14 protein-coding genes are annotated in these 14,259 nt (G+C 63.5%); 6 read left to right on the forward strand and 8 right to left on the reverse strand.

The annotated features are described in order from the left end of the window. Positions 1–4 precede the first annotated feature (4 nt). Entirely contained in the window at positions 5–1,279 is a 1,275-nt protein-coding gene (locus BLR35_RS13395) for a tRNA(Ile)(2)-agmatinylcytidine synthase (RefSeq protein ID WP_090382750.1), read from the reverse strand. 188 nt (positions 1,280–1,467) lie between these two features. Between BLR35_RS13395 and BLR35_RS13400 the strand changes: the two genes are divergently transcribed. Further along, entirely contained in the window at positions 1,468–2,451 is a 984-nt protein-coding gene (locus BLR35_RS13400) for a transcriptional regulator (protein WP_090382751.1), read from the forward strand. 35 nt (positions 2,452–2,486) lie between these two features. Here the strand turns inward: BLR35_RS13400 and BLR35_RS13405 are convergent, their stop codons facing one another. Continuing rightward, positions 2,487–2,732, reverse strand: a complete 246-nt coding sequence (locus BLR35_RS13405) for a glutathione S-transferase N-terminal domain-containing protein (RefSeq protein WP_090382753.1) — start codon at positions 2,730–2,732, stop codon at positions 2,487–2,489. Between the two features lie 80 nt (positions 2,733–2,812). Then, positions 2,813–4,297, reverse strand: a complete 1,485-nt coding sequence (locus BLR35_RS13410) for an NCS2 family permease (RefSeq protein ID WP_090382756.1) — start codon at positions 4,295–4,297, stop codon at positions 2,813–2,815. A 201-nt stretch (positions 4,298–4,498) separates the two neighbouring features. On the opposite strand from BLR35_RS13410, the gene BLR35_RS13415 reads away from it, so the two are divergent. Next, positions 4,499–5,170, forward strand: a complete 672-nt coding sequence (locus BLR35_RS13415; RefSeq protein ID WP_090382758.1) for a potassium channel family protein — start codon at positions 4,499–4,501, stop codon at positions 5,168–5,170. A gap of 242 nt (positions 5,171–5,412) precedes the next feature. Here BLR35_RS13415 and BLR35_RS13420 read toward each other — a convergent pair whose 3' ends face one another. Further along, entirely contained in the window at positions 5,413–6,432 is a 1,020-nt protein-coding gene (locus BLR35_RS13420) for a DNA methyltransferase (RefSeq protein WP_090382761.1), read from the reverse strand. Positions 6,433–6,550: 118 nt separating this feature from the next. Here BLR35_RS13420 and BLR35_RS13425 point away from each other — a divergent pair, with 118 nt between their 5' ends. Further along, complete coding sequence (locus tag BLR35_RS13425) at positions 6,551–7,555, forward strand: glutathione S-transferase family protein (RefSeq protein ID WP_090382765.1); 1,005 nt, start codon at positions 6,551–6,553, stop codon at positions 7,553–7,555. Positions 7,556–7,570: 15 nt separating this feature from the next. On the opposite strand, the gene BLR35_RS13430 is transcribed toward BLR35_RS13425, so the two are convergent. From BLR35_RS13430 to BLR35_RS13440, 3 genes are all read right to left on the reverse strand, one after another. Continuing rightward, positions 7,571–7,843: a DUF7535 family protein gene (locus tag BLR35_RS13430; RefSeq protein ID WP_090382767.1), complete on the reverse strand. Its 273-nt coding sequence runs from the start codon at positions 7,841–7,843 to the stop codon at positions 7,571–7,573. A gap of 74 nt (positions 7,844–7,917) precedes the next feature. Continuing rightward, entirely contained in the window at positions 7,918–8,724 is an 807-nt protein-coding gene (locus BLR35_RS13435; protein WP_090382770.1) for an NAD-dependent epimerase/dehydratase family protein, read from the reverse strand. A gap of 69 nt (positions 8,725–8,793) precedes the next feature. Further along, positions 8,794–9,777, reverse strand: a complete 984-nt coding sequence (locus BLR35_RS13440) for an ornithine cyclodeaminase family protein (protein ID WP_090382772.1) — start codon at positions 9,775–9,777, stop codon at positions 8,794–8,796. A 323-nt stretch (positions 9,778–10,100) separates the two neighbouring features. On the opposite strand from BLR35_RS13440, the gene katG reads away from it, so the two are divergent. The 3 genes from katG (at position 10,101) to BLR35_RS13455 (ending at position 13,433) form a co-directional block, all read left to right on the forward strand. After that, positions 10,101–12,263, forward strand: coding sequence for a catalase/peroxidase HPI (gene katG / locus BLR35_RS13445; RefSeq protein WP_090382774.1), 2,163 nt, complete (start codon positions 10,101–10,103; stop codon positions 12,261–12,263). Between the two features lie 355 nt (positions 12,264–12,618). Continuing rightward, the gene (locus BLR35_RS13450) at positions 12,619–12,945 is read left to right on the forward strand and encodes a hypothetical protein (RefSeq protein ID WP_139169294.1); all 327 of its coding nucleotides are present in this window, start codon (positions 12,619–12,621) and stop codon (positions 12,943–12,945) included. Positions 12,946–12,986: 41 nt separating this feature from the next. Further along, the gene (locus BLR35_RS13455) at positions 12,987–13,433 is read left to right on the forward strand and encodes an SRPBCC domain-containing protein (protein ID WP_090382778.1); all 447 of its coding nucleotides are present in this window, start codon (positions 12,987–12,989) and stop codon (positions 13,431–13,433) included. Here BLR35_RS13455 and BLR35_RS13460 read toward each other — a convergent pair. After that, a complete protein-coding gene (locus tag BLR35_RS13460) occupies positions 13,430–14,083 on the reverse strand; it encodes an HAD family hydrolase (protein ID WP_090382781.1) in 654 nt (217 codons plus the stop codon). The two genes, BLR35_RS13455 and BLR35_RS13460, sit on opposite strands and share 4 nt — an antisense overlap. Positions 14,084–14,259 lie beyond the last annotated feature (176 nt).

Below are 14,259 nucleotides of genomic sequence, written 5' to 3' on the forward strand. Positions count from 1 at the left end.
TCGATTACCGCTCAGGATAGGTCGGCGCGTCGAATCCGCCGCGAACCAGCGGCTTCGCGACGTGTCGGCGGGCACACGGCGGCACTTCGTACCAGCCCGGCTCGAGGTCCCGCTCGAGGTCGACTTGCCGTTTCTCCGTAGCACTCGTGTTGCAGTCCCGACACCGATATCCCTGGTCCCGACCGGCGCTTTCCATCGTCCGCTCGCAGTCCGGACAGACCGGCGTCGCGGGTTCGGTCCGGACGAGTTCTCGAACGGCGAACTTCTCGAGTTTGACCGTCCCCTCCGACAGTTCGCCACACGCGGTGATCAGATCGCCAGCCCGAAGCGACCGAACCCGATCACGGAACCGTTTCGTCGGCTCGAAGGCGGCACACTCGAGCCGCGAGTTCCCTGATTCGGCCTCGAGTTCGAAGAAGACGTGCCCGCCACGACGCGTCTCGGGATCGGACGCGACGCGTCCGTCGAGCCGGTAGGCTCGCCCCTCGCGAGCTTCGGCGATCGTTCCATCCCGGAGGTGGGCGTCGGTTCCCTGGTTGGTCACGAACAGTTGACTCGAGTCGACGGGTTCCCCGTCGATCCGGTCTGTAACCGCCCGGACGCTCTCGGGGTCGTCGCCACGGATACCGTACAGAATCGGCCCGGGCGTGTGCGGGACGCAGACGGTCTCGTCCTCGTCGCGGTCGACCGTATCCCACACCTCGGGGTAACCCCAGTTGGCCGCCGTGAAGACGCTCTCCTCGTCGACTTCCCGTGGCGTTCCCCAGCGATCAGGCTCGCGGTAGGAGATGTGTTCGTAGGTCCACTCCTCGAGTGCTCGCGGCGCACCGATCGCAGCCAGCGCGCCGATGCGCCCGCGCCCGTTGCCGGCGTACCACGAGCGGTAGCCGTGGTCGTCGATCCGGTCGACGGCGTCGCCGATCTCGAGTTCCTCGCGGAGCGCGCGTTCGGCGAACGTCGCCACGTCGTCGGGGACGGTGCCGACGTCGGTGTCGGCCACCACCAGTCCGGGATTCGTTCGGTCGTCGGCCGTCTCCGCGAGCGACGCGAGAAGATCGGTGGCAACCTCGAGTGCGCGGACGGGGTCGCAGTCGGTTTCGATGGCGAGCGCGGCGTTGCCTCGAGTCTTGTACTCGACGGCAGGGTTGAGTCGGACGAGAAAGAGTCGGCCGACGGACGCCCCGTCGCGGCGCAGTCGCTCGGCGACCTCCCTCGCGACGTAGGTCGTGCACATCCCGCGTTCGCGGGAGTCGGTATCGTCGATCCCGACGACAGTCATCGGTTCGTCTTGGTGTGGCGACGTGTAACGCCTTTCGGGACGCCGGTGGTCGATCGACGGATACGATTCCGGCAGGTGACGATAGTAACCCCTATAAAAGTATACTGCTGGTATGGCCCGAAATCGCTACACAGCAGACGGACATGTCGGGGAAAACCTCTTATAGGAGGAATAGCTTACATCCCCGTATGTCCCGCTCCGCACTGGTCGGCAACGTGACCGCGATGTTAGAGGACGCGGGATTCGCTGTGAGCGATCGGTGTGCGATCCGGCCGAAGAGCTTCGACATCGCCGCTCGACGCGGTAAGGACCTGATCCTGGTAAAAATCCTCGGCAACATCGACGCGTTCAACGAGGCGACCGGCCACGAGATGCGTCGGCTCGGTACCTATCTCGAGGCGACGCCGGTGGTGATCGGATTGCGCAGTCGCGACGAGGACCTGAAACCCGACGTGGTCTACTTCCGTCACGGCGTTCCCGTCCTCAGTCCAGACACGGCGTACAATCTCTTCATCGAGGAGGTACCGCCACTGATCTACGCTGCACCGGGCGGTCTCTACGTCAACATCGACGGTGACCTGCTCGCCGACGAACGGCAGGAGCGCGATCTGAGTCTCGGACAGCTCGCGAGCGAACTCGGCGTCTCTCGGCGGACGGTCTCGAAGTACGAGGACGGCATGAACGCCTCCGTCGAGGTCGCGATGGCGCTACAGGAGATGTTCGACGCACCGCTGACCAGCCCGGTCGACGTCCTCGACGGCGCCGACGAGGTACACGAAACCGAGTCGACGCCGGAGGATCCCGAGGCCGACCCCGACGACGAACAGGTCGTCGCGGTCTTCACCCGGGCGGGCTACAAGGTCCATCCGACGCTCCGATCGCCGTTCAAGGCGGTCAGCCGCGAAACCGAGGACGGCGAGGACGAAGGCGAGGAGGACGTCGTTCTCACCGGTCACTCCGAGTTCACCAAGGCCGCAAAGAAACGTGCCCGGATCATGAGTTCGATCGGCCACGTCACGCACACGCAGTCGGTCTACGTCGTCGACCGGGCGAAACGCGACTCCGTCGACGGCACCGCGCTCGTCGAACGCGACGAACTCTCCGAGATGCGCAACGCCGAAGAACTCCGCAAGGTCATCCGCGAACGAGCGGAGCACGAAGAAGCGGCCTGATTTTCGGAACTGATTCTCTTCGATCCAAACCGTCGTCAGGCGTACGTCTCTTCCAGATACTCGACGATATCGTCGCTCTCGTGCATCCCCTCGACGCCCTGGGCCTCGTCGGAGATGACAGGGACGCCGGTCTGTCCGCTCACTTCCTCGACTTCGGTCCGCTCGGCGTGGGTCCGCGGGACCTCGATCACGTCGTACTCGAGGTCGAGTTCGTCGAGTTTCGAGCGGACTTTTGCACAGTACGGACAGCCGGGAAGTTCGTACATCGTAATGTCGGCCATGGTCGACGTAGTCGACTGAGACCAAAGAGGCCACCGGTCGGCTGTCAGGTTGCCGGAACTCGCGAAGAAAAGACGCTGTTCTAGAAGACGATCATGCCCGCTTCGACGGCGAAGTAGACGACGAAGTAGACGATGAAGGCACCGGCGAGCGCCCACTGACCGAGCGAGACGTCTCGAGCGTCGCCCATCGCAGCCTTGACCAGCGGATAGCTGATGATACCTGCTGCGAGACCGTTCGCGATCGAGGTCGTTAGCGGCATGATCGTGATCGTCAGTCCGGCGGTGATCGCCCACGCGGGGTCCTGCCAGTCGATGTCGGCGACACCCTGTAGCATGATGATCCCGACGACCACCAGTGCGATGTAGGTCGCATACTGGGGAATCGCGGACATCAGCGGGACGACGAGCAGGGAGAGGAGGAACATTCCGCCGACGACGAGCGCGGCAAAGCCGGTTCGACCGCCCTCTTCGATTCCGGTCGAAGATTCGATATATGTCGTCACGGTCGAGGTGCCGATCATCGCACCCGCCGTGGTCCCAACTGCGTCCGCCATCAGCGGCTTCTCGATCTCGGGCAGGTCACCCTGCTCGTCGAGGAAGCCGGCAATCTGGGAGACGCCGATGAGCGTTCCCGCGGTGTCGAAGAAATCGACGAAGAAGAACGTGAAGACGACCAGCAGGAAGACGAGTGGATCGTCGGCGATCATCCCGAGTCCCTCGACGAATCCCCAGAACAGCGGCGTGAAGTCGTACTGGACGCCACCGAACATCGCGGCGATACCCTCGGTGGTCACCTGATCGTACGACCCCTCCGGGGTGAGCACGTCGGGTGCGACGACGCCGACGAGCGTGAGCAGCCACCCCGCGACGGCCGTCGTCAGAATCCCGATCACGATCGACCCGCGAACGCCGCGGGCGTACAACAGCAGCGTCACCGCGAGACCGGCAAGCGACAGCGCCGCGATCGGACTCTCGAGGACGTTCCCGAGCGTAACCATCGTACTCTCGTAGGGGACGACGACCTGAATCTCCTGAAGACCGAGGAACAGCAGGAAGACACCGATACCGGCACCGACGGCGAACTTCACCGGCTCGGGGAACAGTTCGATGATGTACTTTCGTGCGCCAACGGCGGTCAGCGCGATGAAGATTATTCCTTCGACGAAGACGGCCGCGAGCGCGAGTTGCCACGGGACGCCAAGGATGAGGACGACGGTGAACGTGAAGAAGGCGTTGAGCCCCATGCCAGGTGCCAGCCCGAACGGTCGCCTGGCGTAGACGGCCATTACGATAATCGCGATGATCGACGCGATGATCGTGACGACGGTGAGCATCTCCACGACCTCCCCCCAGTAGTACATCTCGCCCGCAATTTCCGTCTGATCGTCAGCCGCGATCTCGCCCGGCGGCCGGCCGAAGATCGCCGGTGCGAGGATTGTCGGATTGACGACGATAATGTACGCCATCGCGAGGAACGTCGTGATTCCCGCGAGGGTTTCGGTTCGATAGTCGGTATCGTGATCACCGAAGTCGAAGTAATCGGCGACCGTATCAGCCACACCCATGTTGGACGGTCGAGCATAGATACAGCGTTAAGTTAAAGTTTCCCGTCTTGATCGACGATTAGTTATACACACATGTGTATAGTTTGGTGTAGGTCCGGACTCGAGTTCCAGTGGGACCGTCGCCACGCATCGGCGTCAGACGGTCTCGAGTCGTCACGACGAGACCAACGTATTTCACCCCGGAAGGTGTACACATGCACCATGAAATTCGTCATCGTGGGGTACGGACGGGTCGGCTCGAGAACGGCGCGTATCCTCGCGCAAGAGGGACACGACGTCGTCGTCGTCGACGACGATTCCGATCGCGTGGAACGTGCCGAGTCGGACGGGTTCGAGACCGTCCACGGCGACGGTGCCGACGAAGCGGTGCTTCTGGAGGCAGGGGTCGACGACGTGGACGCAATCGGTGCTTTCACCCCCGACCTCAACGCCAACTTCGCGGCCTGCATGGTCGGCAACCACCACGGCTGTCGGACGGTTCTCAGGATCGACGAGGACTACCGCGAAGACATCTACGAGAAGTACGCCGAAGACGTCGACGAGATCATCTACCCGGAACGGCTGGGTGCTGCCGGTGCAAAGACCGCCTTGCTGGGCGGTGACTTCAACGTCGTCGCCGACCTCGCCACGAACCTCCAGTTGACCGTCCTCGAGGTTCAGGAGGGTTCGTCAGCCGTCGGAAAACGGGTAACCGAACTCGACCTGCCGGCGTCGGCCCGGATCTACGCACACGGCCGCGAACGCGAGTCGCTGTCGATTCCGTTGCCGGGGACCGAACTCGAGGCCGGCGACGAAGTCGCGGTCATCACCGAGACGGATCGGGCAGAGGACGTGCGTGCTGCGCTGTCGACGGAGACGACCAGCGCCCAGTGACGTACCGTCTTACAAACTCGGCGAGCTGTAACTACCGCTTTCGACCGATGTCTCGACGTATTCTGACACGGAGCAGGTGCTGAACGGGAAAGCGGAAAGCATAGTGAAGAGGTGACGCGCAACCGGATCAGTTGGGATGGGGGGTGGAGAGGGGATGGGGAGTGCGCGTCAACTACGACGACGAACGGGGACATGATAAAATCCCGTCAGACGATCGACTGACGCGAGTCAGACAACGGCGATTATCGGTCGTCCCGCCGGAACACAAGCACGTTCTGGTGGACCATCGACGGAACGAACGAGAACGGATAGCCGTAGACGTGCAGGTCCTTCGTCGGATCGTACCAGATCAGGTTCGCCGCGAGCGTCACGGGCGCCGTCGATTCGATCGCTCGCGCGAGGTCCGCAGACAGGAACTCGTAGGACTGCTCGCGGTACATGTCGCCGATGAAAACGACCAGGTGGCCCTCGTCGGCTACCGCGTCGGCGAACCGGTCGAACTTCCCGGCCATGTCCTCGAGCCACTCGTCTTTGCTCTGACCCTCCACACTCGAGTCGTCGTCGAACGAATCCAGTTTGCTCTCCCTGGTCTCGCGTTCGTTTCTGGTCTGCTCGAGTTCGTCCATGTGCCAGTAGGGGACGTCGGTCAGCAGGAGGTCGACGGAGGCGTCGGGGACGTCCTCGATCAGTTCCGCACAGTCGCCGTGGCGCATCTCCTGGGTGGAAAGCGGTGGCTCGCCGCGGGCACGTCGCTCTTCGTTTTCGTGTTCGAGGACTTCCTCGTAGATTTCGATCCAGCGTTCGTTGCGCTCGAAGCCGATTGCCTCGCGCAGTCCGGTCCCCTCGTGTTCGCAGAAACTCGCGCCCAGTAAGGTGCCGCCGACGCCGGCGAACGGGTCGAGGACGGTGTCTCCGGCCTTGCTGAATCGCCCGATCAGTTCCGCACAGAGCCTCGGCGGTTTCTGGCCGCCGTGTTCGCTGCGCAGGTCGTGCTGGACGTCCGGCGGATACCCCTCGGCGATGACGGACTTCGTGGCGTACTTCCACTCCTTTCCGGTGAGGTCGTTGAGCCGGTTGCGTTCGTCGTAGATTCCTCGTCCCTCGACGTACCGCTGGTGGTCCGCGAGGTCGTCCGTGTCGACGACCTCGCCGTCCTCGATCGGTAGCGACTCCTCGAGTGCACGGTCGGCGTCGAACTCGCCGTCCTCGTCCGTAAACAGGCGACTCTGGCGGTGTCGATCGTCGTCCCCGTCCGCTGGCATATATTCCGGTGGTCACCGTGAGCGCATAAACGCTTGTGACTCCGACCGGGGACGAGACGAGAACCGGTGACATCGGGGTTAGCGAGCCCCTTTCAGTCTCCGTCCCCTCCGTTCGACTATGAACATGCTCGTCGACGGCGAGTGGCGAACAGACGCGTACGAAACGACGAGCGAAGACGGCTCGTTCGAGCGCCAGGAGACGACGTTCCGCGACCGGATCCGCGACGATCCGGACGCACAGTTCCAGCCCGAAGCGGGACGCTACCACCTCTACGTCTCCTACGCCTGCCCATGGGCCCACCGAACGCTCGTGACGCGGGCGCTGAAGGGGCTCGAGGACGCTATCTCGGTGTCGGTCGTCGACCCCTACCGCGACGAGGACGGCTGGCAGTTCACGCCCGAGAAGGAGGGCTGTACGCGCGATCACGTCCACGACACCGACTACCTGCGGGAACTGTACGTCGAGGCCGATCCGGACGCGACCTGTCGCGTGACGGTGCCGGTCCTCTGGGACACGGAGGAAAACACAATCGTCAACAACGAGTCCAAGGAGATTATGCGGATGCTCGACACCGAGTTCGACGAGTACGCCGAGCGGGACGTGGACCTCTACCCCGACGGGAACCAGGAGGAGGTCGACCGGATCATCAACGAAATCTACGAGCCGATCAACAACGGCGTCTACCGTGCCGGCTTCGCGACCGAACAGGAGCCCTACGACGAGGCCGTCGACGACCTCTTCTCGGCGCTGGACCACTGGGACGACGTACTCGCGGACCAGCGCTACCTCGCCGGCGACCGACTCACCGAGGCCGACGTCGCGATGTTCACGACGCTGATCCGGTTCGACAACGTCTACCACACGCACTTCATGTGTAACATCCAGTACATCCGGGAGTACGAGAACCTCTGGCCGTATCTGCGGGACCTCTATCAGACGCCAGGGGTAGCAAAGACCGTCGACATGGACCACATCAGGGAACACTACTACACGACCCACCCGGACGTGAACCCCCACGGAATCGTCGCTCGAGGACCGGACCTCGACCTCGAGGCACCACACGACCGGGACGAACTGCCGGGCGAGCTACCGGCGGATCTCGTCACACCGGCGGACGACTGACGAAAAAGTAGAGAGTCAGGCTTCGGCTTCCGCTTCTTCTTCCGTCTCTTCTTCCTCTTCCTCGAACGGTGGCTCCAGTCGCTTGCGGTTCGGATCGTTTCGCCAGGTCTCGTAGCTCGATTCCATCTCCTCTTCGCTGACGAAGACGCGCCAGAGGATCCACGCCAGGACGAGAATCGGCAACACTGGCAACATAACGATGACCAGAACCGCCGCGATGACGTACCCGAACGCCGACATCTGGACGTTCGGCACGTAGCCCGTCGACTCCGAGACTTTGGTTGACATGTGTAGCGGTACGAACGTCCCGATATTCGGTCTTTCGATCCCGAGAGCAGCAGGCGGTCGCGGGTCGGACTGCCTTACTTCGCCTCGAGCCCGTCCTGTCCACCGCCGTCGTCCTCGAGCACGTCCGAGGAGTCGTCCCGCGGGCGGTAACCGAGTTCGAGCATCGTCTCGGTAAGCGAGAGGAACCGCTGGGTGTTGTTCGAGATGCCGTGGGCGGTCAGCGGCGTCTGCGCGAGCGAGGCGGTCGTCGCAGCCTCCATCAGCCGCTGGCAGTCCTCGGGACTGAGCCACATCGCGCGGGCGTATCGTTCGCCGGCCCCGTCTCGATCCTGAATCTCCGAGCGGAGTTCGTCGCGAGAGAGGAGCCAGCCGATCCGCAGGTTGACGACGTCGAGTCCGTGGCGTTTCGCGTAGTACGACCCCATCGCCTCGCCGAAAACCTTCGTGACGCCGTAGTAGGTGTCGGGATCCATCGCGTCGTCGGGTCGAACCACGTCGGGCTTGCCGACCGTCGACTCCGGCCGGATCCCCGACACCGCGTTGTCCATGTTGACCGCGTGGTTCGAACTCGCGAAGACGACGCGCTGGAGGTCGTTCTCGACAGCAGCCTCGTAGACGTTGTAGGCCCCGTCTATATTCGGCCCCCGGACACCCTCCCACTCCGCTCGCGGGTCGGGGTTAGCCGCGAGGTGAATCACCACCTCCTGTCCCTCGAGAGCGTCGTCGACCTCGTCGTAGTCGGCGACCTCGAGCGGCGTCGTGTCGAGGTCTTCGCTCTCGCTATGGGAGAAGAGTTCGAGTTCGACGTCGTCACCGGAGAGCGCTTCGATGGTTTCCCTGCCGACGCGTCCGGACGCACCGGTGATGGCGATGTTCGTCATGAAGGCGTCGACATCGACAGGGCGGAAATAGGTCGGGCGTGCGTCTTCCGGGACGGCCGGCCGACGATTTCAGAGGTCGACTGTCGTCCCGACGTCGTTCGCCTCCGCTCGTTCGACGACGGAGGCGGCAGTGGCGGCGTCGAAGACGGCCGAACCGACGCTCTCGACGACCAGGATCTCGTCGTCGGCCCGACGACCGGACTCGCCCTCGAGGACCTCGGCGAACGGGACGATATCGTCCTTTCCAAGGTCCGTTGCGAGCAAATCCCCCGTGTCCGTGACCTCTTCGGGGACGTCCGCGAAGGTCCGACTGGCCCGCTCGAACGTGGTCCGATCGAGCTCCTGCATCTCGGGGGAGAACGCGCCGACGGCGACGACGAGGGTGCCGGGCTCGAGCCAGTCGCCGTCCAGAACCGGCGACTCGGCCGGTGTCGCCGTGACGATGGTATTGGCACCCTCGACGGCTGCCCGCGCGGTGTCGACCGGTTCGACGGTCGCCTCGAGTTCGTCGTCGAGTTCGGTCGCACACGCGATTCGCGAGTCGCTCGGCGAGTAGATTCGGACGCGCTCGAGGTCGGTAGCCGCCGCGATCGCCCGCGTTTGCCAGCGTGCCTGCGTTCCTGCGCCGACGACCCCTAGCTCGACCGGTTCCGTCGCGAGTTCGCGTGCAGCTAGCCCGCCAATGCAGCCGGTTCGCATACCGGTGATGTGGGTGCCGTCCATTACGGCGACCGGGAGACCGGTCGCGGCGTCGTTCACCACGATCTGTGCGTTGATCGTCGGCAGGTCGTGCTCCGAGTTCTCCTCGAAGAAACTGGCTAGTTTCGTCGCGTAGTAGTCCGATCCGTGGACGTAGGCGGGCATGGTCAGTCCCGTGCCGAGTGGCTCGTTCGGCCGGTCGGGATCGATCCCTTCGCCGACCGGGAAATGCGGGCGCTCAGGTCGAACTACCTCACCGCGGCCCTGCTTGATCAGCGCCGTCTCGATCACCGATAGCAGGTCCTCGACGTCGAGTAGCGACGCCACCTGCGGTGCTGCGAGGATCCGTACCATTGGTCGGAGTGATGGGAGCCTCCGTGATAGGTATACGCGCTCCTGGTCGGCCCCGTATTCGGCATCCGACCTGACCTGTCACCTGCTTCTCTCGTCGTGGCCGCGCATCACGAAAACGCAGGACCCTGGACGAGACGTAATAGAGGAATGCACGGCCTGTGCCGCCGAATGTCGCGGTTCAGTAGATGCCGACCTCGAGACCACCTCCCGGCGAAAAGAACAAGTCTTCGACACGGTTTCCCTGGTACCGTATTGTAAATAAGAAAGTCAAAATGACAAATACAAGACAATATTAAGGGGCTGGTGTTCGTTTCTGTTACTCTATGACATGGGACAACCAGGACTGGTGGCCGGATCTGTTGCGAGTAGACGTTCTCGACGATAACACCGTGGACGCCAGTCCGTATGGCGAGGAGTTCGACTACGCTGAGGAGTTCCAGAAACTCGATTACGGGGAGGTAAAGGAAGACATCGAGGAGATCATGACGACCTCCCAGGAGTGGTGGCCGGCCGACTACGGACACTACGGGCCGCTTTTCATCCGGATGGCGTGGCACAGCGCCGGCACCTATCGCACGCTCGACGGCCGTGCTGGTGCGTCCGGCGGCCTCCAGCGTCTCCCGCCGGAGAGTAGCTGGCCGGACAACGTCAACCTCGACAAGGCCCGCCGTCTGCTCCAGCCGGTCAAGGTGAAGTACGGTCGTCAGCTCTCGTGGGCCGACCTGATGGTGCTGGCCGGCAACGTCGCCCTCGAGTCGATGGGCTTCGAGACGTTCGGTTTCGCGGGGGGTCGCGAAGACGCGTACAAGTCCAACGAGGCCGTCGAGTGGGGTCCCGAAATGGAGTGGGAGACCACCTCGCCCGAACGCTTCCACGAGGGGGAGGTTGGCGACCTCAAAGACCCGCTCGCGAACACCGTGATGGGACTCATCTACGTGAATCCCGAGGGTCCGTACGGCGAACCGGACCTCGAGGGCTCCGCGAAGAACATCCGCAACGAGTTCCAGCGCATGGCGATGACCGACGAGGAAACGGTCGCGCTCATCGCCGGCGGCCACACCTTCGGGAAGGTCCACGGCGCTGACAACCCCGACGAGATGGTCGGCCCCGAGCCCGAGGCGGCCCCCATCGACCTGCAGGGCCTCGGCTGGCAACACAAGGAAAGCGAAGACAAGATCGGCGGGCTCGAGGTCATTACGAGCGGGATCGAAGGGCCGTGGAACGCCACGCCGATCCAGTGGGACATGGGCTACGTCGACAACCTGCTCGAGCACGAGTGGGAGCCCCACAAGGGTCCCGGCGATGCGTGGCAGTGGCGGGCGAAAGACGAGACAGAGCTCGAGGAAGCGCCGGACGCTCAGGACGAATCGGAGACCCAGCTACCGATGATGCTGACGACGGACGTCGCCCTGAAACACGACCCCGACTACCGGGAGGTCTTAGAACGGTTCCAGGAGAACCCCAACCAGTTCCGGGAGGCGTTCGCGAAGGCGTGGTTCAAGCTCCTCCACCGCGACATGGGTCCGCCCGAGCGGTACCTCGGGCCGGAGGTCCCCGACGAGACGATGATCTGGCAGGACCCCATCCCCGACGCCGACCACGAACTGATCGGCGAGGAGGCGATCGACGAACTCGAGACGGAAATCCTCGAGTCGGATCTCTCCGTCCCGCAACTGGCCAAGACAGCGTGGGCGTCGGCGTCGACCTACCGCGACAGCGACAAGCGCGGCGGCGCGAACGGCGCGCGTATCCGCCTCGAGCCACAGCGAAATTGGGAGGTCAACGAGCCCGAGGAACTGGAGACGATCCTTTCGACCTACGAGGAGATTCAGACCGAGTTCAACGACTCACGCGACGACGACGTTCGGGTCTCGCTCGCCGATCTGATCGTGCTGGGCGGCAACGCGGCCGTCGAACGGGCGGCGGCCGACGCCGGTTACGACGTGGACGTACCGTTCGAACCGGGCCGCGCGGACGCCGTACAGGAACAGACCGACGTCGAGTCCTTCGAGGCGCTCGAGCCGAAGGCCGAGGGCTTCCGGAACTACCTCGGTGGCGAGTACGACGACCTGTACGACTCACCCGAGGAGCGACTGGTAGACCACGCACACCTGTTGACCCTGTCGGTGCCCGAGATGACGGTGCTGGTCGGTGGCATGCGCGCGCTGGGTGCAACCTACGAGGGTCGGAGCGCCTTCGTCGACGAATCAGGTCTCCTGACGAACGACTTCTTCGCGAACCTGCTCGATATGGACTACGAGTGGGAGCCAGTCTCGGAGGACGGAGAACGCTTCGAGATACGCGACCGCGACACCGGCGACGTCGAGTGGGACGCCACTCGCTTCGATCTCATCTTCGGCTCGAACGCTCGGCTTCGAGCCCTCACAGATGCCTACGGTGCCGCCGACGGCGAGGAAACGTTCGTCCGTGACTTCGTGGACGCCTGGAGCAAGGTGATGACGCTCGATCGCTTCGACCTCGAGTGACTGTGGGTATACGGACTCGGCGTCCTAGGTGACCGGTGCGTACGACTCCGTGGTCGTCGATCTCGGGAATGCGAGATCAACCCTGCAGCCCACTTCGTCCGAGGCGACCCGGCGACCCACCGTACTCGACGAACCGCCGTTTCAACGCCCACCCGGAAGGGGTCGAGGCCGAGTTCATGGACAAGCCCACCCTCCACGAGCGAATCCGTCAGGGTGGACGAAGTAGGGTTGGGTAGTTGACCGACAGCACCTAACCGAACGACCGCCGCTCGAGCCGTCCAGTCGGTCGGAAGAGACGTCCGGACGTCGACGATGCGGACACTATTTTGTAGGACGTGTAACTATATTCGAACCAATGTCATCCAGAACTACTGCCGCGAGAGGGATCGTCGTACTAACCGTAGTGGGTCTCGTCGGCGTCCTTCTGTATTACCTGCCACAACCGGGATACGGTCCGTTCCGGCTCGTTCTCTTCGGACTCATTGCGGGCGCTGCGGTGCTCGGTGGCATCGGGGTCGTCCGTCGTCGCCCAGCGTTTACGATCGGCGGCATCGTCGGACTGTTCCTCCTCGGGTTCTGGCAGGCCGTCCTCAGCGTGTTTATTTTCCCAGCGATCGGTCTCTTTCTGCTGGCACTGCTCCTGGACTACGACGCGTACGATCGAACCGCAAGGCCACGATAGCTACCGGTAGTCGCATACGCCCCCAGGTGTTACTCGATAGCATGAACCATATCGAACTGTTCGCAGAAATCGACGCGCCGCCGGCGGTCGTCTGGGAGGTGTTACTCGAGTTCGACAGTTATCCGGAGTGGAATCCGTTCGTCCGGGCGATCGAGGGCGTTCCGGTCGAGGGCGAACGGCTTCGAGTTCGAATCCGGCCACCCGGATCACGCGCCGTGACGTTCCGACCCAAGGTGACCGCCATCGAGGAGAACCGACGGTTCGTCTGGCAGGGACGGCTGGGGATCCCCTTCGCGTTCGACGGCTACCACGAGTTCCACCTCGAGCCGATCGATGGCGGCAAGCGAACGCGACTACTCCACCGCGAGACGTTTCGCGGCGCACTCGTCCCGCTGCTGTTCGATCGAGAGCGACTCGAGCGAGGATTCCGGGAGATGAACGAGGCGCTCGGGGAACGGGCCGAGCGACGGGCAGCCGTCGAAGCCTAGACGAGATCCGTGAGTGCAGAAAGCGACGCGATCTCGTACTCCGGTTCGACCGATAGCTCGTAGTCGATCCGATGCTCGCGGCGGATGAAAGCCGAGTCGATCCCGGCGTTGTCGGCCGCCAGCACGTCGACCTGACTGTCACCGACGTACAGCGGATTCGACGCCCCCAGATCGTCGATCGCCGATTCGAGGTAGTACGGCGTCGGCTTCTTGCGTTCGATCCCCTCGACGCTCGGCTCGCGGCCGTACCAGACCTCGAACCCTTCGAAGTCGAACTCCTCGAGGATGTTCTCGATGGTTCGGTGCTGGTTGTTGCTGACGATCGCAGTCGGCGTCTCGAGGTCAGCGAGGGCGTCGATATCGTCGTACGGCCGTTTGCGGCCGGCGCGCATCTCCTCGAGCTGGGCCTCGATCGCCGCGCGTTCGCGTGCATTCCACAGTTCGTCGGGTTCGAGACCGTGATCGTCCGCGATCCGTCGAAGCGAGGGGACGTCGGGACTCAGCAGCGTCTCGACGTGATCGGTCGGCGGTTCGTGGACGCCGACGGTCTCGAAGGCGTCGTGAACTGCGTCGACCAGTACGTCGTAATCGGTCGGTGTCGTCAGCACGCCGTCGTTGTCGAAGACGATGGCGTCGTATGCGGTTCCCATTCGTTTTCGAGAGTATCTAGGTCGGCGGGGGTTTTCGTCGTTGCGACCGACTCGAGTCCGCGGGTTCAAGTACGGACACGCGTCCAATGCCGGCGATGTACGACACGACCCCCGCTTGCCGTGTTCGGACGGCGGTCAGCGCCCCGTCTCAACCGAGAGAGCGACGGGACGAGTTC

This window comes from Natronobacterium texcoconense (genome assembly GCF_900104065.1).
Classification (GTDB): domain Archaea; phylum Halobacteriota; class Halobacteria; order Halobacteriales; family Natrialbaceae; genus Natronobacterium; species Natronobacterium texcoconense.